The following is a 16,090-nucleotide window of genomic DNA, read 5'->3' as shown; positions in this document are numbered from 1 at the left end:
GTGTCTTATTTCATCGCACTATTGAAGGCACACGCCAGAAGGTACGGGCAATGTTAAAATTTATCTTACGTCGCTGTCTGGAAGCGATTCCGACGCTATTTATTCTTATTACTATCTCTTTCTTCATGATGCGTCTTGCGCCGGGAAGCCCCTTTACCGGTGAACGCACGCTGCCGCCAGAAGTCATGGCGAATATTGAAGCAAAATACCATTTAAATGACCCCATCATGACCCAGTACTTCAATTATCTGAAGCAGCTGGCGCACGGTGATTTCGGTCCTTCCTTTAAATATAAAGATTACTCGGTCAACGATCTGGTGGCGTCCAGCTTCCCGGTGTCCGCTAAATTAGGCTTCGCCGCATTTTTTCTCGCGGTGGTGCTTGGCGTGAGTGCCGGGGTGATTGCGGCATTGAAGCAAAATACGAAATGGGACTTTGCCGTAATGGGGGTGGCAATGACCGGGGTTGTGATACCGAGTTTCGTGGTCGCGCCCTTACTGGTCATGATATTTGCCATTACGCTGCACTGGCTGCCGGGCGGCGGATGGAACGGTGGGGCGCTGCAATATATGATTTTGCCTATGGTGGCTCTGTCCCTGGCCTATATCGCCAGTATCGCGCGTATTACCCGCGGCTCGATGATCGAAGTGCTGCACTCTAACTTCATTCGCACCGCCCGGGCAAAAGGCTTACCGATGCGCCGCATTATTCTGCGTCACGCGTTAAAGCCCGCGCTGCTGCCGGTGCTTTCCTATATGGGACCCGCGTTTGTCGGCATTATTACCGGCTCGATGGTCATTGAAACCATTTATGGCCTGCCGGGAATTGGTCAACTGTTCGTCAACGGCGCGCTGAACCGCGACTACTCGCTGGTACTCAGTCTGACCATTCTGGTTGGCGCATTGACCATTCTTTTTAATGCGATCGTTGACGTGCTGTATGCCGTTATCGATCCGAAGATCCGTTACTAACGCTGGGGTTCGCCATGATGTTAAGTAAGAAAAACAACGAGGCGCTGGAAAACTTCAGTGAAAAGCTGGAAGTCGAGGGGCGCAGCCTCTGGCAGGACGCCCGCCGCCGCTTTATGCATAACCGCGCTGCGGTTGCCAGCCTGATTGTGCTGGTGATCATCGCGCTCTTTGTCACCATCGCGCCGATGGTATCGCAGTTTTCCTATTACGATACCGACTGGGGCATGATGTCCAGCGCCCCCGATATGGAGTCCGGACACTACTTTGGGACCGACTCTTCGGGCCGCGACCTGCTGGTGCGGGTGGCGATCGGCGGACGTATCTCGCTGATGGTCGGCGTGGCTGCAGCGCTGGTGGCGGTGATTCTGGGGACGCTTTACGGGTCGCTTTCCGGCTATCTGGGCGGCAAGGTGGATTCAGTGATGATGCGCCTGCTGGAAATCCTCAACTCCTTTCCGTTTATGTTCTTCGTCATCCTGCTGGTGACCTTCTTTGGCCAGAATATCCTGCTGATTTTCGTTGCCATTGGGATGGTCTCCTGGCTGGATATGGCGCGTATCGTTCGCGGTCAGACCCTAAGCCTGAAGCGAAAAGAGTTTATTGAAGCCGCGCAGGTCGGCGGCGTTTCAACCGGCAATATCGTTATCCGCCATATCGTGCCTAACGTGCTTGGCGTGGTCGTGGTGTACGCCTCCCTGCTGGTCCCGAGCATGATTCTGTTTGAATCCTTCTTAAGCTTCCTCGGCCTGGGTACCCAGGAGCCGTTAAGTAGCTGGGGCGCGCTGCTCAGCGATGGCGCGAACTCAATGGAAGTATCGCCGTGGCTGCTGCTGTTTCCTGCCGGTTTTCTGGTGGTAACGCTGTTTTGTTTTAACTTTATCGGCGATGGCCTGCGTGATGCCCTCGACCCGAAAGACCGCTAAGGAGCGCCGACATGAGTACGATGGAAACGGCGAAAGCGCCGCAGGCAGCACAACAATCCGGATTGCTTCTGGATGTGAAAGATCTCCGCGTCACCTTTGCAACTCCCGATGGTGATGTGACTGCGGTCAACGATCTCAATTTTAATCTACGGGCGGGGGAAACCTTAGGCATCGTAGGCGAGTCCGGTTCCGGTAAGTCGCAAACCGCTTTTGCGCTGATGGGCCTGCTGGCCGCCAACGGCCGTATCGGGGGGTCAGCGACCTTTAACGGGAAGCAGATCCTTAACCTCCCGGAGCGCGAGCTGAATAAGCTGCGCGCCGAGCAGATCTCAATGATTTTTCAGGATCCGATGACGTCGCTTAATCCGTATATGCGGGTAGGCGAACAGCTGATGGAAGTCCTGATGCTGCATAAAGCGCTGAGCAAAGCCGAAGCCTTTGAAGAGTCGGTGAAAATGCTGGATGCGGTCAAAATGCCCGAGGCGCGCAAACGGATGAAAATGTATCCGCACGAGTTTTCCGGCGGGATGCGCCAGCGCGTCATGATTGCGATGGCGCTGCTGTGCCGGCCTAAGCTGCTGATTGCCGATGAGCCGACAACGGCGCTGGACGTGACCGTGCAGGCGCAAATAATGACATTGCTTAATGAGCTCAAGCGCGAGTTCAATACAGCGATCATTATGATTACCCACGATCTCGGCGTCGTCGCCGGGATCTGCGATAAGGTGCTGGTGATGTACGCCGGACGCACGATGGAATATGGTCAGGCGCGCGACGTCTTTTACCATCCCTCTCATCCTTATTCTATTGGCCTGCTCAATGCGGTCCCGCGCCTGGATGCGGAAGGCGACGCCCTGTTAACGATTCCGGGCAATCCGCCGAACCTGCTGCGTCTGCCGAAAGGCTGTCCATTCCAGCCGCGTTGCCCGCACGCGATGGAGATTTGCAACAGCGCTCCGCCTCTGGAGGAGTTTGCGCCGGGCCGCCTGCGCGCCTGCTTTCAACCGGTGGGGGATTTGCTATGAACGCCGTAACGGAACAAAGAAAAGTCCTGCTCGAAATCGCCGATCTGAAAGTGCACTTTGATATTAAAGACGGCAAACAGTGGTTCTGGCAGCCGTCGAAAACGCTGAAAGCGGTAGATGGCGTAACGCTGCGTCTGTATGAAGGGGAAACGCTGGGCGTGGTCGGGGAGTCCGGATGCGGAAAATCAACCTTCGCGCGCGCTATCATCGGTCTGGTGAAGGCCACCGATGGTAAAGTCGCCTGGTTAGGTAGAGATTTGCTGGGGATGAAGGCCGACGAATGGCGCGACGTGCGCAGCGATATTCAGATGATCTTTCAGGATCCGCTGGCGTCGCTAAATCCGCGCATGACTATCGGGGAAATCATCGCCGAGCCGCTGCGCACCTATCATCCCAAAATGCCGCGTCAGGAAGTTCGCGATCGCGTTAAGGCGATGATGATGAAAGTGGGGCTGCTGCCGAACCTGATTAACCGCTATCCGCATGAATTCTCCGGCGGCCAGTGCCAGCGTATCGGTATTGCCCGTGCGCTAATTCTTGAACCGAAGCTCATTATCTGCGATGAGCCGGTGTCAGCGCTGGACGTGTCGATTCAGGCGCAGGTAGTGAATCTGCTGCAGCAGCTGCAGCGGGAAATGGGACTGTCGCTGATTTTTATCGCCCACGATCTGGCGGTCGTGAAGCATATCTCCGATCGCGTGCTGGTGATGTATCTTGGCCATGCCGTGGAGCTCGGCACCTATGATGAGGTGTATCATAATCCGCTGCATCCCTATACCAAAGCGCTGATGTCGGCGGTGCCGGTTCCGGACCCTGATAAGGAAAAGAATAAAACGATCCAGCTTCTGGAGGGGGAATTGCCATCGCCGATTAACCCGCCGTCGGGATGCGTATTCCGCACCAGATGCCCGATTGCCGGGCCGGAGTGCGCTAAGACGCGACCGGTGCTGGAGGGCAGTTTCCGCCATGCGGTTTCCTGCCTGAAGGTGGACCCGTTATAATCTCAGGGGCTGACGTTAGTCAGCCCTTTTTTTAGCGAGGTTAACGTGGCTTTTCATATTCATGCCGCTCGTCTGCGGCTGTATCATTTACTCTTCGATCAAAACCGACGATCCGGTCGGCATTTCGAGGGACTTTGCGGCGTATTTGCCCTGCTTAGCGTGCTGGTGATATTTATCGAGTCCGGGCTCGGAACGCAATATCATCTGACCTTAGACGAATGGCATATTTTCGTCTGGCTCGAACTTGTCGTGACGGCGGTTTTTACCTTTGAGTATTTTCTGCGCATTATCAGCTGGCCGAATCCGCTAAAGTATATTTTCAGCTTCTGGGGCATTATTGACCTGGCCACCATTTTACCGCTTTACGTTATGTGGCTGTGGCCCGAGATCAGTATTGAGTACGTGTTTGCCTGGCGGGCCATGCGCGCTATTCGCGCGTTGCGTATCCTTAAGCTGCTGCGCTTTATGCCGTCGTTGAATATTTTCTGGGCCGCTATCGTCAGCGCTCGCCACCAGCTGATCCTGTTCTATTCTTTTGTTGCCATCGTCATGGTGATCTTTGGCTCCCTGATGTATCTGGTTGAGGGGCCGAGATACGGTTTTACTACGCTGAACGCGTCGGTTTACTGGGCGATAGTGACGATAACCACGGTAGGGTATGGCGATATTACGCCGCATACGCCGCTGGGGCGAATTTTAGCCTCCATTCTTATCTTAATTGGCTACTCGATTATTGCGATCCCCACCGGCTTAATTACCAGCCATATGACCACCGCATTTCAGAGTCGCCGGACTCAGCGCCAGTGCCCGCATTGCCAGCATAACGTTCATGAAAAAGACGCTCGCTACTGCAACGCCTGCGGCAGCGAACTGCCTGAATAACTAAAAAAGCCTGCCCAGGTTAACTCAGGCAGGCTCTTCTTTTATATAAGCTATTTGCTTAAGAAAGAGCTTATTCGCGCCACAGGATATGACAGAGCTTGTGGTCTTTTTCACGACACAGCAGCACGCGCGCAAAAATATCGTTAATTTCGCCGCCATCTTCATCGGCCAGACCAATGACCACTTCAGCGAAGAAGTCAGGGTTGAGATCAAAATCGACGTGCTCTTCCCAGTCAGGCGCCGGATCGAAGAGCTCGGCGCCGCCGCGTTCTTCAAACTGCAGGTTGAACAGAATGACATCCGCCGGATCGAGGTTGTCGACGGCGAGTTCGAGGAAAATGTCGTAAGCCTGTTCAAGCGTTTCGTCTTCGGTCAGGCGATTGTTTAAATCCATATCCATGATTGCTACCCATTAAACATCTGATTGGCACGTTTTACAGCAACGGACTGAAGAAGTAAAACAGTCGCTCGGCGATCCGCTGCCACAGCGGACGTTTTAACCACAGCCTGGCGTCCAGCAGGCGCGAGCGGGAGATGTAATCGTCCTGCACCGCAGCCAGATCGCTGCCAAATCCGGCATCGTCAATCACCAGCGTAATCTCGAAGTTGAGCCACAGGCTGCGCATATCGAGGTTAACGGTGCCCACAAGGCTAAGTTCGCCGTCAACCAGCACGCTCTTAGTATGCAGCAGACCGCCTTCAAACTGGTAAATCTTTACCCCGGCAGCCAGCAGCTCGGTAAAGAAGGCGCGACTGGCCCAGCCCACCAGCAGAGAATCGTTTTTGCGCGGCAGGATGATGCTGACATCGACGCCGCGCTGGGCGGCGGTACAGATGGCATGCAAAAGGTCGTCGCTGGGCACAAAGTAGGGGGTCGTCATGATCAAATGCTCTTTGGCCGCGTAGGCGGCAGTGAGCAGAGCCTGATGGATCAAATCTTCCGGAAAACCCGGACCCGAGGCGATAGTGTGAATTGTGTGCCCGCTGGCCTCTTCGAACGGCATAATGTTCGCATCCGGCGGCGGCGGTAAGATACGTTTGCCGGTTTCAATCTCCCAGTCGCAGGAGTAGACAATGCCCATCGCTGTCGCTACCGGACCTTCCATTCGCGCCATCAGATCGATCCACTGGCCAACGCCGGAGTCCTGCTTAAAGAAACGCGGGTCGACCAGATTCATACTGCCGGTATAGGCAATATAGTTATCGATCATGACCATTTTACGATGCTGACGCAGGTCCATACGGCGCAGAAAGACGCGCATCAGGTTGACCTTCAGGGCTTCGACGACTTCAATGCCGGCATTACGCATCATGGCGGCCCAGGGACTACGGAAAAACGCCACGCTCCCCGCGGAGTCGAGCATCAGCCGGCAGTGTACGCCGCGCCTTGCCGCCGCCATCAATGACTCGGCGACCTGATCGGCCATGCCGCCGGGCTGCCAGATATAGAACACCATCTCAATATTGTGACGAGCGAGCTGGATATCGCGGATGAGCGCCTGCATGACGTCGTCGGATTCGGTGAGCAGCTGGAGCTGATTGCCTTTGACGCCGCCAATGCCCTGCCGACGTTCGCAGAGCTTGAACAAGGATTCCGCGACCGGACTATTCTCCTCGGCAAAGATATGCTTGCAGGCTTTGAGGTCTTTTAACCACTTGGCCGTTGAGGGCCACATGGCCCGCGCGCGTTCGGCGCGGCGTTTACCCAGATGCAGTTCGCCAAACGAGAGATAGGCGATAATGCCCACCAGGGGAAGAATATAAATGACAAGCAGCCATGCCATCGCTGACGGGACCGCGCGCCTTTTCATTAATATCCGTAATGTTACACCGGCGATAAGTAGCCAGTAACCGAGTATAACCAGCCAGTTCACCACCGTGTAAAAGGTTGTCATAGATGAAAAATCCTTTTGAATGACTTGATGACATGAGTTTACGCATCATCATCCATCTGGCAAATAAAAACGCAGCGAAAGCGTTGGTTAGCCAGATTCATCGGTCTATAATGCAGGCTGTTTTTACTTGTAGAGTAGTTGCAATGAAGCGTAGTAGAACGGAAGTAGGGCGCTGGCGCATGCTTCGGCAGGTGAGTCGCCGTAAAGCACGCTGGCTGGAAGGCCAGTCACGTCGTAATATGCGCATCCTCTCCATCAGAAAGGAGCTGGTTAAACGGCAACGTCACTCTCTGCTGTTCACCTTCTCTGAATGTTGAGAGTCGAAACAAAAGGCACCGCTCGCGGTGCCTCTGTTTTATCAGCGTTTCGTTCTTAGCATACATTCTTAGACTGTCATCTCTCTTTCTTCTGCCGGCGAAACCCGGTTTCTCACAGGCTCCTGCGTTATTGTTTGCATCAGCAGCGGCGGGCAGGAAGTCGCATCGCGCCATACCTCATAAGACTGGCCCAACGCGTATAAACGCAAAAAACGGGAAGTGCCATGCATCAACACATGCTACTTATAATGTCCGTAAGGCTTCTATTATTGAGAGGTATCTATGAGTCAACTTTTTAGTCCGGTGCGAATCGGTAAGCTGGAACTTGAGAACCGTATTGTCATTGCGCCAATGTGCCAGTACTCCGCCGACAATGGCAAGGCCACGGCATGGCATCGTATCCATCTCGGACAACTGGCCTTTTCCGGCGCGGGCTTACTGATTATCGAAGCCAGCGCTGTAGAGCCCGCCGGACGCATTACCCCGGCTGATCTGGGCTTATGGAATGACGAAACGGAAGCCGCATTACGCACCGTGCTGAACGATATCCGCCAGTACGCTTCAATCCCCATCGGTATCCAGCTGGGCCATGCCGGACGAAAAGCCTCTTCCGCAGCCCCCTGGCTGGGGGGACACCAGCTGGCGCATGATTCTGGCGGATGGGACACGGTTGCGCCATCAGCGCTGGCCTATGGTGAAGGTGAACGACCTCCGGTTGAACTTACTCAGGACCACATGAAACGCATCAAGCAGTCATTCGTAGACAGCGCCAGACGCGCTGAGCGGATGGGTATTGAATTGATTGAACTGCATGCCGCGCATGGTTACCTGTTGCACCAGTTCCTTTCACCGCTCAGTAACCCGCGTACCGACGAATACGGCGGCTCGCTGGAGAACCGTTTGCGTTTTCCGCTCGAGATATTCCGGGCCATCCGTGAGGCTGTCAGTCAGGACATCGCGGTGGGCGTCCGACTTTCAGCAACAGACTGGGTGGATGGCGGCTGGGATAACGCACAATCGATTATCTTCAGCCAGCAGCTTGAGGCGCTTGGCTGCGACTATATTCATGTTTCCAGCGGCGGGCTGTCGCCTCATCAGGCAATTCAGGTGGGGCCCGGCTATCAGCTGCCGTTCGCGCGTGAAATCCGCGAGAAGGTGAATATCCCGGTGATCGGTGTGGGTCTGGTGACGGAAGCGCAGCAGGCGGAAGAGGCGCTACAAAATGGCGACGCCGACCTCATCGCCATTGCCCGCGCCGTGCTCTACAATCCGCACTGGCCATGGCATGCCGCGGCAGCGCTGGGCGCTCAGGTGAGCGTTCCGCCGCAGTATCTTCGCTCAGAGCCGCATGGTCTTAAGGGAACGCTGAAGTCCAACAGGTAATTAACCATAGAAAGTCGGCGGTGCTGATGCACTGCCGGCAAATGGCTATCATCAGGGCGCGTCCTAAAGAGAACGGAATGCAGAACCGGGGAAGTGGAGAGACATAAGGATGGCGACCATTCCGTACTCGCGTACTTAGAAACGTCCTCTAATGAACGATCGCCATAGATTAAATTTTAACCGCATTCTTATTGCTTAAGCATTTTATAGGCTAAAACACCTTTTTATACGGTTTCACCGAGACTTTCTGATAAACCCCTGCGGCGATATAGGGATCGTCATTGGCCCATGATTGCGCCGCTTCCAGCGATTCAAATTCCGCAATGACCGTTGAGCCGGTGAAGCCCGCCGCGCCGGGTTCATTACTGTCTACGGCAGGCATTGGGCCGGCGGTCAGTAAACGACCTTCATCATGTAATAATTGCAAACGCGCCAGATGGGCGGGACGTACCGATGTCCGTTTTTCCAGAGAGTCGGCGATATCTTCAGCGTAGATAACGTAAAGCACGGCATGGCTCCTTATCAATAAATTGGCGAATCACGTTAAGTGAAACCGTCGTTGACTGCAATGCAAAGATGATCACGATCCCCAGAATGCCACGTCCCGGGGGCTTTTTGTCAGAAAACAGGGCAAATTTTGATACAAGCCAACAACCCTAGTTGAATATGATTGCTATTTGCATTTAAAATCGGGGCATCATTTTTCAACAGAAACGACTATGAGCGCAATGACCTTTGATTTACCTCGCCGCTTTCCGTGGCCTACGCTACTGTCTGTGGTTATCCACGGCAGTGTTATCGCGGGGTTGCTCTATACTTCGGTACATCAGGTTATTGAACGGCCGGCACCCTCACAGCCCATTGAAATCACTATGGTGGCCCCGGCAGATCTGGAACCGCCTCAGGCGGCTCAGCCGGTCGTTGAGCCCGTTGTTGAACCGGAGCCAGAACCGGAACCGGAAGTGATGCCTGAACCGCCAAAAGAGGCGCCGGTTGTTATCCATAAACCAAAGCCTAAACCGAAGCCAAAGCCTAAACCGAAGCCGGAAAAAAAGGTCGAACAACCGAAGCGTGATGTAAAACCGGCGGAAACGCGCCCGGCCTCGCCGTTTGAAAATACAAATACGGCGCCGGCGCGCACCGCGCCGAGCACCTCAGCCGCGACCGCTAAACCCACCGTGACGGCGCCTTCCGGGCCGCGGGCGCTAAGCCGCGGAGAGCCGAGCTATCCGGCTCGTGCCCAGGCGCTGCGTATTGAAGGAAACGTGCGGGTTAAGTTTGACGTCACGCCGGACGGGCGCGTGGACAACGTGCAGATCCTCTCCGCCCAGCCTGCCAATATGTTTGAGCGTGAAGTGAAAAACGCTTTACGTAAATGGCGCTATGAACCGGGTAAACCGGGAACCGGCATTACCATGACCATTCAGTTCCGTCTGAAAGGCGTACAAATTAGCTAATCCTCAAAAACAAGGCCCCTTAAGGGGCCTTATCCATGAACACCTCATCAAGCGCTTTCTGCGCCGTCACCAGATGCTGTCCGCCAAACAGAATCGCCCGATTCAGCAGCGTATAGAGCTGGTAGATGGGCTGCCGCTCGAGAAAGCCGGACGGCAGCGGCGATACGGACTGATAGCCGTCATAGATTTGCGGCGGCTGTTCCGGATGCAGCGGGAGCATTGCCAAATCGCATTCGCGATCGCCCCAGTAGCAGGCGGGGTCGAAAATATAGGGCCCGTTTGGCCCGAGCGCGCAGTTACCGGACCATAAGTCACCGTGAAGCAGCGATGGCTGCGGCTGATGACTGCTCAGCCGTTGCTGAACAATATCAACAAGATGATCGATATCACCAAAATGCAGGCCTTTCTCGGCGGCGAGTTCTAGCTGCCAGCCGATGCGCTGTTCGGCAAAGAACGTGGACCAGCGACGCTGCCAGGCGTTCGGCTGGGGAGTGGTGGAGAGATCGTTATCAAAATCCAGACCAAACTGCGGTTGATCGCTCCATTGATGTAAATGGGCGATTTGCTGGCCTAACAGGAAAGCGTTGTGCGCATCCAGCGGGCGAGGAGGGAGGTATTCCATCACCAGAAAGCTGTAATCTCGATCGCTGCCCACGGCAAAAACCTGCGGTACGTTCACCGTTTTACTGCGCGACAGCAGTTCAAGCTGGTCTGCCTCGGCCGTGAAGATGGGTAACAGCTCGCGTTCGTCGCATTTTACGAAGTAATCTCGCCCGCCATAGCGTAAATGCCAGGCAGCGTGTATCTCTCCACCGGGTAGTTCGTTTCGCAGTTCGATTTCAGCTGCTTCGGTATGCAAATCGCGTAACAAATTGCTGATAGCTTGCCACATGCCGTCTCTCCCCATGTTTTCCAACATTTCATAAGGTTAGCGCATAAACCCGGCGTAAAACTCGAACTGACGCACAACTGGACGTTTTCCGTTGCGTCAATCGCACTTATTGAGCTTTTAACCACTCGCTGAATGTGACCACGGTGACGTCGACGGGTCTTCCCAGCGCGGTTTCGGCTAAACCTGCGCTTAAGGCGTTGACTTCCTCGGCATTCTGCATAGAAAGCAGGCCGAAGGTGTTGGTGCCGAGCTCGTGGACGTTCCCTTCATCATCGTTTAAGACGAGGGTAAATCCGGCGCGGGTGAGGTGATTACTGAGTTCGTTAATTTCCGTTAACGTCTCTTCGTGAAAACGAACCGTGACGACCCAGGCAATAATTTCGCTACTCATTTTTCACCCCGTTGTTATCCATGGCATTTTTAGCATAGACCATCATGCTGATTTGGCGACTCCCTCTGTCTTCCCAGAGGGAGCGAAGGCGTTATCAACCGCGCAGATAGTTGTAGATTTTTTGCGTATTATCCAGCGAGCAAAGGCGGGTGCCCTGATTGATGGTTGCCGCACTACCCGCCGCAACGCCAAAGCGAACCATATCTTCAAGCGAGGCGTTTTCCGCCAGCCTTAAGGTCATTGCGCCGACCATACTGTCACCGGCGCCGACGGTGCTCTGGCTTTTCATCGGCGGCGGTACCACCTGAACGCTACCCTGGGCATCAACGCCGAGCGCACCCTGGGCGCCGAGGGAGACGACGACGCGCTGGACTTTGCCCGACCGAATGAGCTCCTGCGCCGCAAGACGCACATCATCCGGCTGGCTCAGATCGCGCTGTACCAGCGCGCTAAGCTCTTTCTGGTTCGGCTTAACCAGCTCGATATTGCCGACATCAAGCGCTGCGGCGAGCGCGTCACCGGAACTATCAACAATACAGCGCAATCCATGCTGCTGAGCGTTTTTGACCAGCTGCGTCAGGTTATCGACGCTGATGCCGGGCGGGAGACTTCCGCTAATCACCAGCAGGGAACCCGGGGCGATGGCGAGGACCTTTTCCTCAAGGAGCCGGAGCTCCTCCTTAGTTAACGCTGCGCCCGGCATCACGAAACGATATTGCTCGCCGCTGGCGTTCACATGCACGTGAAGATTCTGCCGCGTCCAGTCATGGGTCTCTACCGTATCGACGGGAACATGTTCATCCGTCAGCAGCGCCGTCAGGTGTTCGCCTGTCGCCCCGCCGACGGGAAAGATGGCTGTGGCGCTGCCGCCAAGAAAAGTGATGGCTCGCGCAACGTTAATTCCGCCGCCGCCGGGTTCAAACACGGGAGCGCTACAGCGCAGTTTGCCTTCCGGGTAAATTTGCGGGGTCTGGGTTGCGCTATCGAGCGAGGGGGCTAACGTGAGCGTATAGATTTTGGTCATCCAGTTTCCTCCATAATACGAATTTAGCTGCTCTGGTTTTAAGCATGGCACTTAAAGGAGGGAAGGGGAAGCGACGCGCCACTTATACAACGCAACCTCTTTTTATCTTTATGAAATAAAAATTGTTTTGAGAAGCGTCTTATACAAAAAATGAAAGAGTAATTGATTGCTAAGTTAACCGTGCTTTTTTATAATTTACTCCCTTTCTTAGGACCGGCTATCCGCGATCCTCGCGAAAGCTCCCGGGACCCTCCAGGTCTCCTTATAGGTTGTACGGACTTAAAATTAAATGAAGCTTTTGAAGACAGTACCCGCAGCGGCGTTGCTCGCGGGAGGGCTTTTTGCGTCTGCGTGCGCAATGGCCGATGATTCCGTTTTTACTGTCATGGATGACCCATCTTCTGCTAAAAAACCTTTCGAAGGTACTGTTAACGCCGGTTATCTGGCGCAGTCCGGCAATACGAAAAGTTCCTCAATGACCGCCGACTCCACGTTGACCTGGTATGGCAATACCACCGCATGGTCGCTGTGGGGGAATGCCAGCAATACGTCGTCAAACGATCAGCGCTCTTCGGAAAGGTACGCGGTGGGGGGACGTAGCCGTTACAACCTGACTGACCAGAACTATATATTTGGCCAGGCCAGCTGGCTGACGGATCGTTACAATGGTTATCAGCAGCGGGATGTGTTTACCGCAGGTTATGGTCGACAGATTATGAACGGACCGGTGCACAGTCTGCGTTTTGAATTTGGTCCTGGCGTACGCTACGACGAGTATACCGACGGCGATACTGATACTCAGCCGTTGGGCTATGCTTCCGGCACTTACGCCTGGCAGATGACTGATAACGCCAAATTTACGCAAGGTGTTTCGGTATTCGGCGCTGAAGATACGACGCTGAACTCCGAAAGCGCGCTGAACGTTGCCATTAATGCTCACTTTGCCCTCAAGGTCGCCTATAACTTGACGTGGAACTCTGAGCCGCCGTCATCGGCGCCGGAACACACCGATCGCCGTACCACGCTATCTCTCGGTTATAAAATGTAATATTTCAGGCCAGATATTCTGGCCTGATTGTTTTAAATTTGGCAATAAGTGACATTATTATTTTTGGTCTCTCGTTTTGTTTTTTATAAAAAGAAATCGTCTTCATAATTTCCCCACAATTGCTATTTTGCTGACAAATATGCAGTTAATTTGACACGAAAAGATAAATATTGGGTCGGACAAAAATGTGATCTGGATCTATACTGTTGCACACAGGCGGCGATAACGACGCCGTTCTATTTATCTGAAACAAATAAGAGAATGACTATCATGAGAAATAGCAAAATCGCACTCGCGGCCGTGATGCTGTGCACGCTGTCTTTTGGCGCATTTGCCGCCGCTCCCGCACCGCAGCCGGGTAATAACGAGCATACCCAAGTTGGTATCGCCAAAGCTACCGATGTCGAAGCAGGCTCCAACATAGCGCCGGGCTCACAGTCTACCGGGCAGTCAATGAACGATGCTTTTGATGTTCATAAACTTGTCGCCGGCGAATGGTCCTGATATTTCATTGTTCTTGAACATCATCCTTTAATTATTTCGTGAAGCAGCAAACCGGGTAATGCCGTACCGGTTTTGCTTTCCGCACTTTGTGTTAAACATGCATAATTGATGTGAAAGCATAAATATTCTTTATGCGTCATATCGTCCTGCCGCGCTCTTTTGCCGTACGATTCCGCAGCAATTACGCTGGGTTTGTTGCGCCGCGACTTTTTTTCCATCAGCAATAACCATTTAGTCTCATGTGACTTTTATCACGCACTAATGATGTGTAAACTAACCGTCGGTGTTATCAACAGGCGGCTGCAGGTGGGTACGCGTCGGTGAACGAGCGTGCACATATTTTCGCAGAGTGAAGCGGGAACTGGGCCTGAACGTGTTGATAATTATGATTATATTGTTTTGTATGTGCTCTTTCGTGCGGGGCACCACTGCAAATAAGGACATGAAATGCCTGTAATTACGCTTCCTGATGGCAGCCAACGCCATTTTGATCACGCTGTGAGCCCGATGGACGTCGCTCTGGATATTGGCCCCGGTCTGGCGAAAGCCACCATCGCCGGCCGCGTCAACGGCGAGCTGGTTGACGCCTGCGACTTAATTGAAAACGACGCGACGCTCTCTATCATCACCGCGAAAGATGAAGATGGACTTGAGATTATTCGTCACTCCTGTGCGCACCTTTTGGGGCACGCGATTAAACAGCTGTGGCCAAATACCAAGATGGCGATCGGCCCGGTTGTCGACAACGGTTTCTACTATGATGTCGATCTGGACCATACCCTGACCCAGGAAGATATCGACGCGCTCGAAAAACGTATGCACGAGCTCGCCGAGAAAAACTACGACGTCATTAAGAAAAAAGTCAGCTGGCATGAAGCGCGTGAAACCTTCGTGAAGCGCGGCGAGAGCTATAAAGTCTCCATTCTTGATGAAAACATTGCGCATGATGACAAACCCGGTTTGTATCATCATGAAGAGTATGTCGACATGTGCCGTGGGCCGCACGTGCCGAATATGCGTTTCTGTCATCATTTCAAACTGATGAAGACCGCTGGCGCCTACTGGCGCGGCGATAGCAACAATAAAATGCTGCAGCGCATCTACGGAACCGCATGGGCAGATAAAAAAGCCTTAAATGCCTATCTGCAGCGTCTGGAAGAAGCCGCTAAGCGCGATCACCGTAAAATCGGTAAGCAGCTCGACCTGTATCATATGCAGGAAGAGGCGCCGGGCATGGTGTTCTGGCATAACGACGGCTGGACTATCTTCCGCGAACTGGAAACTTTTGTGCGTTCTAAGCTGAAAGAGTACCAGTATCAGGAAGTTAAAGGCCCGTTTATGATGGACCGCGTGCTGTGGGAAAAAACCGGCCACTGGGATAACTATAAAGATGCGATGTTCACCACCTCTTCCGAGAACCGTGAATACTGCATCAAGCCGATGAACTGCCCGGGACACGTGCAGATCTTCAACCAGGGGCTGAAATCCTACCGCGATCTGCCGCTGCGTATGGCTGAATTCGGTAGCTGCCATCGTAATGAGCCGTCAGGCGCGCTGCATGGCCTGATGCGCGTACGTGGCTTTACTCAGGACGATGCCCATATCTTCTGTACTGAAGATCAGGTTCGCGATGAAGTGAACGCCTGTATTCGCATGGTCTACGATATGTACAGCACTTTTGGCTTCGAGAAAATCGTCGTCAAGCTGTCGACTCGTCCGGAAAAACGCATCGGTAGCGATGAGACATGGGATCGTGCTGAAGCGGATCTGGCCGTGGCGCTGGAAGAGAACAACATCCCGTTTGAGTATCAGCTGGGTGAAGGCGCGTTCTACGGTCCGAAAATTGAATTTACCCTGTATGACTGCCTCGATCGTGCATGGCAGTGCGGTACTGTACAGCTGGACTTCTCCCTGCCGCAGCGTTTAAGCGCCTCTTATGTGGGTGAAAATAACGAACGACAGGTACCGGTAATGATTCACCGCGCGATTCTTGGTTCGCTGGAGCGCTTTATTGGCATCCTGACCGAAGAGTTTGCGGGCTTCTTCCCGAGCTGGCTGGCGCCGGTGCAGGTTGTGGTCATGAATATTACTGATTCTCAGGCTGAATACGTTAACGAATTGACGCGTAAACTACAAAATGCCGGCATTCGCGTAAAAGCAGACTTGAGAAATGAGAAGATAGGCTTTAAAATCCGCGAGCACACTTTACGTCGTGTCCCTTACATGTTGGTCTGTGGCGACAAAGAGGTAGAAGCCGGCAAAGTTGCCGTGCGTACCCGTCGTGGCAAAGACTTGGGCAGCCTGGACGTAAATGAAGTTATCGAGAAGCTGCAACAAGAGATTCGCAGCCGCAGTCTAAAACAACTGGAGGAATAAG

Annotated in this window: 18 protein-coding genes; 11 read left to right on the top strand and 7 right to left on the bottom strand. The window is 53.6% G+C overall.

Annotated elements, in window-relative coordinates:
- Positions 1 to 50 precede the first annotated feature (50 nt).
- From oppB to ACESQ2_RS11285, 5 genes are read left to right on the top strand one after another with little or no spacing between them, the layout of a single operon-like run.
- The gene (gene oppB, locus ACESQ2_RS11305) at positions 51 to 971 is read left to right on the top strand and encodes an oligopeptide ABC transporter permease OppB (RefSeq protein WP_004851825.1); all 921 of its coding nucleotides are present in this window, start codon (positions 51 to 53) and stop codon (positions 969 to 971) included.
- A 14-nt stretch (positions 972 to 985) separates the two neighbouring features.
- A complete protein-coding gene (oppC, locus tag ACESQ2_RS11300; RefSeq protein WP_004121697.1) occupies positions 986 to 1,894 on the top strand; it encodes an oligopeptide ABC transporter permease OppC in 909 nt (302 codons plus the stop codon).
- 11 nt (positions 1,895 to 1,905) lie between these two features.
- Entirely contained in the window at positions 1,906 to 2,919 is a 1,014-nt protein-coding gene (locus ACESQ2_RS11295; protein ID WP_004851823.1) for an ABC transporter ATP-binding protein, read from the top strand.
- Positions 2,916 to 3,920 carry a murein tripeptide/oligopeptide ABC transporter ATP-binding protein OppF gene (oppF, locus tag ACESQ2_RS11290; protein ID WP_004851821.1) on the top strand — a complete coding sequence of 335 codons (1,005 nt, stop codon included), beginning with the start codon at positions 2,916 to 2,918 and terminating at the stop codon, positions 3,918 to 3,920. Before ACESQ2_RS11295 ends, oppF begins: the two co-directional genes overlap by 4 nt.
- Positions 3,921 to 3,965: 45 nt before the next feature.
- A complete protein-coding gene (locus ACESQ2_RS11285; protein WP_032720585.1) occupies positions 3,966 to 4,802 on the top strand; it encodes an ion transporter in 837 nt (278 codons plus the stop codon).
- A 70-nt stretch (positions 4,803 to 4,872) separates the two neighbouring features.
- Here the strand turns inward: ACESQ2_RS11285 and ACESQ2_RS11280 are convergent, their stop codons facing one another.
- Positions 4,873 to 5,202 carry an HI1450 family dsDNA-mimic protein gene (locus ACESQ2_RS11280; RefSeq protein ID WP_004103097.1) on the bottom strand — a complete coding sequence of 110 codons (330 nt, stop codon included), beginning with the start codon at positions 5,200 to 5,202 and terminating at the stop codon, positions 4,873 to 4,875.
- A gap of 34 nt (positions 5,203 to 5,236) precedes the next feature.
- Positions 5,237 to 6,697: a cardiolipin synthase gene (cls, locus tag ACESQ2_RS11275; protein WP_009653730.1), complete on the bottom strand. Its 1,461-nt coding sequence runs from the start codon at positions 6,695 to 6,697 to the stop codon at positions 5,237 to 5,239.
- 143 nt (positions 6,698 to 6,840) lie between these two features.
- Between cls and ACESQ2_RS11270 the strand changes: the two genes are divergently transcribed.
- Together ACESQ2_RS11270 and ACESQ2_RS11265 are read left to right on the top strand one after the other, a co-directional pair.
- Positions 6,841 to 7,014 carry a YciY family protein gene (locus tag ACESQ2_RS11270; protein ID WP_004851815.1) on the top strand — a complete coding sequence of 58 codons (174 nt, stop codon included), beginning with the start codon at positions 6,841 to 6,843 and terminating at the stop codon, positions 7,012 to 7,014.
- Between the two features lie 282 nt (positions 7,015 to 7,296).
- Positions 7,297 to 8,397: an NADH:flavin oxidoreductase/NADH oxidase gene (locus ACESQ2_RS11265; RefSeq protein ID WP_046877619.1), complete on the top strand. Its 1,101-nt coding sequence runs from the start codon at positions 7,297 to 7,299 to the stop codon at positions 8,395 to 8,397.
- Between the two features lie 211 nt (positions 8,398 to 8,608).
- Here ACESQ2_RS11265 and ACESQ2_RS11260 read toward each other — a convergent pair whose 3' ends face one another.
- Positions 8,609 to 8,905 (bottom strand): YciI family protein, encoded by a 297-nt coding sequence (locus tag ACESQ2_RS11260; protein ID WP_004103089.1) that lies wholly within the window; start codon positions 8,903 to 8,905, stop codon positions 8,609 to 8,611.
- Positions 8,906 to 9,116: 211 nt separating this feature from the next.
- Here ACESQ2_RS11260 and tonB point away from each other — a divergent pair, with 211 nt between their 5' ends.
- Positions 9,117 to 9,854: a TonB system transport protein TonB gene (gene tonB, locus ACESQ2_RS11255; RefSeq protein WP_038424648.1), complete on the top strand. Its 738-nt coding sequence runs from the start codon at positions 9,117 to 9,119 to the stop codon at positions 9,852 to 9,854.
- Positions 9,855 to 9,873: 19 nt separating this feature from the next.
- On the opposite strand, the gene ACESQ2_RS11250 is transcribed toward tonB, so the two are convergent.
- From ACESQ2_RS11250 to pfkB, 3 genes are all read right to left on the bottom strand, one after another.
- Positions 9,874 to 10,746: a fructosamine kinase family protein gene (locus tag ACESQ2_RS11250; RefSeq protein WP_004851808.1), complete on the bottom strand. Its 873-nt coding sequence runs from the start codon at positions 10,744 to 10,746 to the stop codon at positions 9,874 to 9,876.
- A 106-nt stretch (positions 10,747 to 10,852) separates the two neighbouring features.
- Complete coding sequence (ghoS, locus tag ACESQ2_RS11245; protein ID WP_009653733.1) at positions 10,853 to 11,137, bottom strand: type V toxin-antitoxin system endoribonuclease antitoxin GhoS; 285 nt, start codon at positions 11,135 to 11,137, stop codon at positions 10,853 to 10,855.
- A 94-nt stretch (positions 11,138 to 11,231) separates the two neighbouring features.
- Positions 11,232 to 12,161 (bottom strand): 6-phosphofructokinase II, encoded by a 930-nt coding sequence (pfkB, locus tag ACESQ2_RS11240; RefSeq protein ID WP_014229733.1) that lies wholly within the window; start codon positions 12,159 to 12,161, stop codon positions 11,232 to 11,234.
- A 289-nt stretch (positions 12,162 to 12,450) separates the two neighbouring features.
- Between pfkB and ACESQ2_RS11235 the strand changes: the two genes are divergently transcribed.
- Complete coding sequence (locus tag ACESQ2_RS11235; protein WP_004851801.1) at positions 12,451 to 13,209, top strand: YdiY family protein; 759 nt, start codon at positions 12,451 to 12,453, stop codon at positions 13,207 to 13,209.
- Positions 13,210 to 13,479: 270 nt separating this feature from the next.
- Complete coding sequence (locus ACESQ2_RS11230; RefSeq protein ID WP_004851800.1) at positions 13,480 to 13,713, top strand: hypothetical protein; 234 nt, start codon at positions 13,480 to 13,482, stop codon at positions 13,711 to 13,713.
- Between the two features lie 20 nt (positions 13,714 to 13,733).
- Here ACESQ2_RS11230 and ACESQ2_RS11225 read toward each other — a convergent pair whose 3' ends face one another.
- Entirely contained in the window at positions 13,734 to 13,931 is a 198-nt protein-coding gene (locus ACESQ2_RS11225; RefSeq protein WP_071889107.1) for a hypothetical protein, read from the bottom strand.
- A 229-nt stretch (positions 13,932 to 14,160) separates the two neighbouring features.
- On the opposite strand from ACESQ2_RS11225, the gene thrS reads away from it, so the two are divergent.
- Positions 14,161 to 16,089, top strand: coding sequence for a threonine--tRNA ligase (gene thrS / locus ACESQ2_RS11220; protein ID WP_004102966.1), 1,929 nt, complete (start codon positions 14,161 to 14,163; stop codon positions 16,087 to 16,089).
- Position 16,090: the final 1 nt, after the last annotated feature.

The sequence above is a fragment of the Klebsiella sp. Q11 genome (genome assembly GCF_964241505.1).
Classification (GTDB): Bacteria; Pseudomonadota; Gammaproteobacteria; order Enterobacterales; family Enterobacteriaceae; genus Klebsiella; species Klebsiella michiganensis.
This window is presented reverse-complemented; position numbering and strand designations above follow the sequence as displayed.

Bases quoted from the DNA above. Each gene is read 5' to 3' on its own strand.
- oppB (WP_004851825.1), top strand. From the start codon at position 51: ATGTTAAAATTTATCTTACGTCGCTGTCTGGAAGCGATTCCGACGCTA.
- oppC (WP_004121697.1), top strand. From the start codon at position 986: ATGATGTTAAGTAAGAAAAACAACGAGGCGCTGGAAAACTTCAGTGAA.
- ACESQ2_RS11295 (WP_004851823.1), top strand. From the start codon at position 1,906: ATGAGTACGATGGAAACGGCGAAAGCGCCGCAGGCAGCACAACAATCC.
- oppF (WP_004851821.1), top strand. From the start codon at position 2,916: ATGAACGCCGTAACGGAACAAAGAAAAGTCCTGCTCGAAATCGCCGAT.
- ACESQ2_RS11280 (WP_004103097.1), bottom strand. From the start codon at position 5,202: ATGGATATGGATTTAAACAATCGCCTGACCGAAGACGAAACGCTTGAA.
- cls (WP_009653730.1), bottom strand. From the start codon at position 6,697: ATGACAACCTTTTACACGGTGGTGAACTGGCTGGTTATACTCGGTTAC.
- ACESQ2_RS11270 (WP_004851815.1), top strand. From the start codon at position 6,841: ATGAAGCGTAGTAGAACGGAAGTAGGGCGCTGGCGCATGCTTCGGCAG.
- ACESQ2_RS11265 (WP_046877619.1), top strand. From the start codon at position 7,297: ATGAGTCAACTTTTTAGTCCGGTGCGAATCGGTAAGCTGGAACTTGAG.
- tonB (WP_038424648.1), top strand. From the start codon at position 9,117: ATGAGCGCAATGACCTTTGATTTACCTCGCCGCTTTCCGTGGCCTACG.
- ACESQ2_RS11250 (WP_004851808.1), bottom strand. From the start codon at position 10,746: ATGTGGCAAGCTATCAGCAATTTGTTACGCGATTTGCATACCGAAGCA.
- ghoS (WP_009653733.1), bottom strand. From the start codon at position 11,137: ATGAGTAGCGAAATTATTGCCTGGGTCGTCACGGTTCGTTTTCACGAA.
- pfkB (WP_014229733.1), bottom strand. From the start codon at position 12,161: ATGACCAAAATCTATACGCTCACGTTAGCCCCCTCGCTCGATAGCGCA.
- ACESQ2_RS11235 (WP_004851801.1), top strand. From the start codon at position 12,451: ATGAAGCTTTTGAAGACAGTACCCGCAGCGGCGTTGCTCGCGGGAGGG.
- ACESQ2_RS11230 (WP_004851800.1), top strand. From the start codon at position 13,480: ATGAGAAATAGCAAAATCGCACTCGCGGCCGTGATGCTGTGCACGCTG.
- ACESQ2_RS11225 (WP_071889107.1), bottom strand. From the start codon at position 13,931: ATGGAAAAAAAGTCGCGGCGCAACAAACCCAGCGTAATTGCTGCGGAA.
- thrS (WP_004102966.1), top strand. From the start codon at position 14,161: ATGCCTGTAATTACGCTTCCTGATGGCAGCCAACGCCATTTTGATCAC.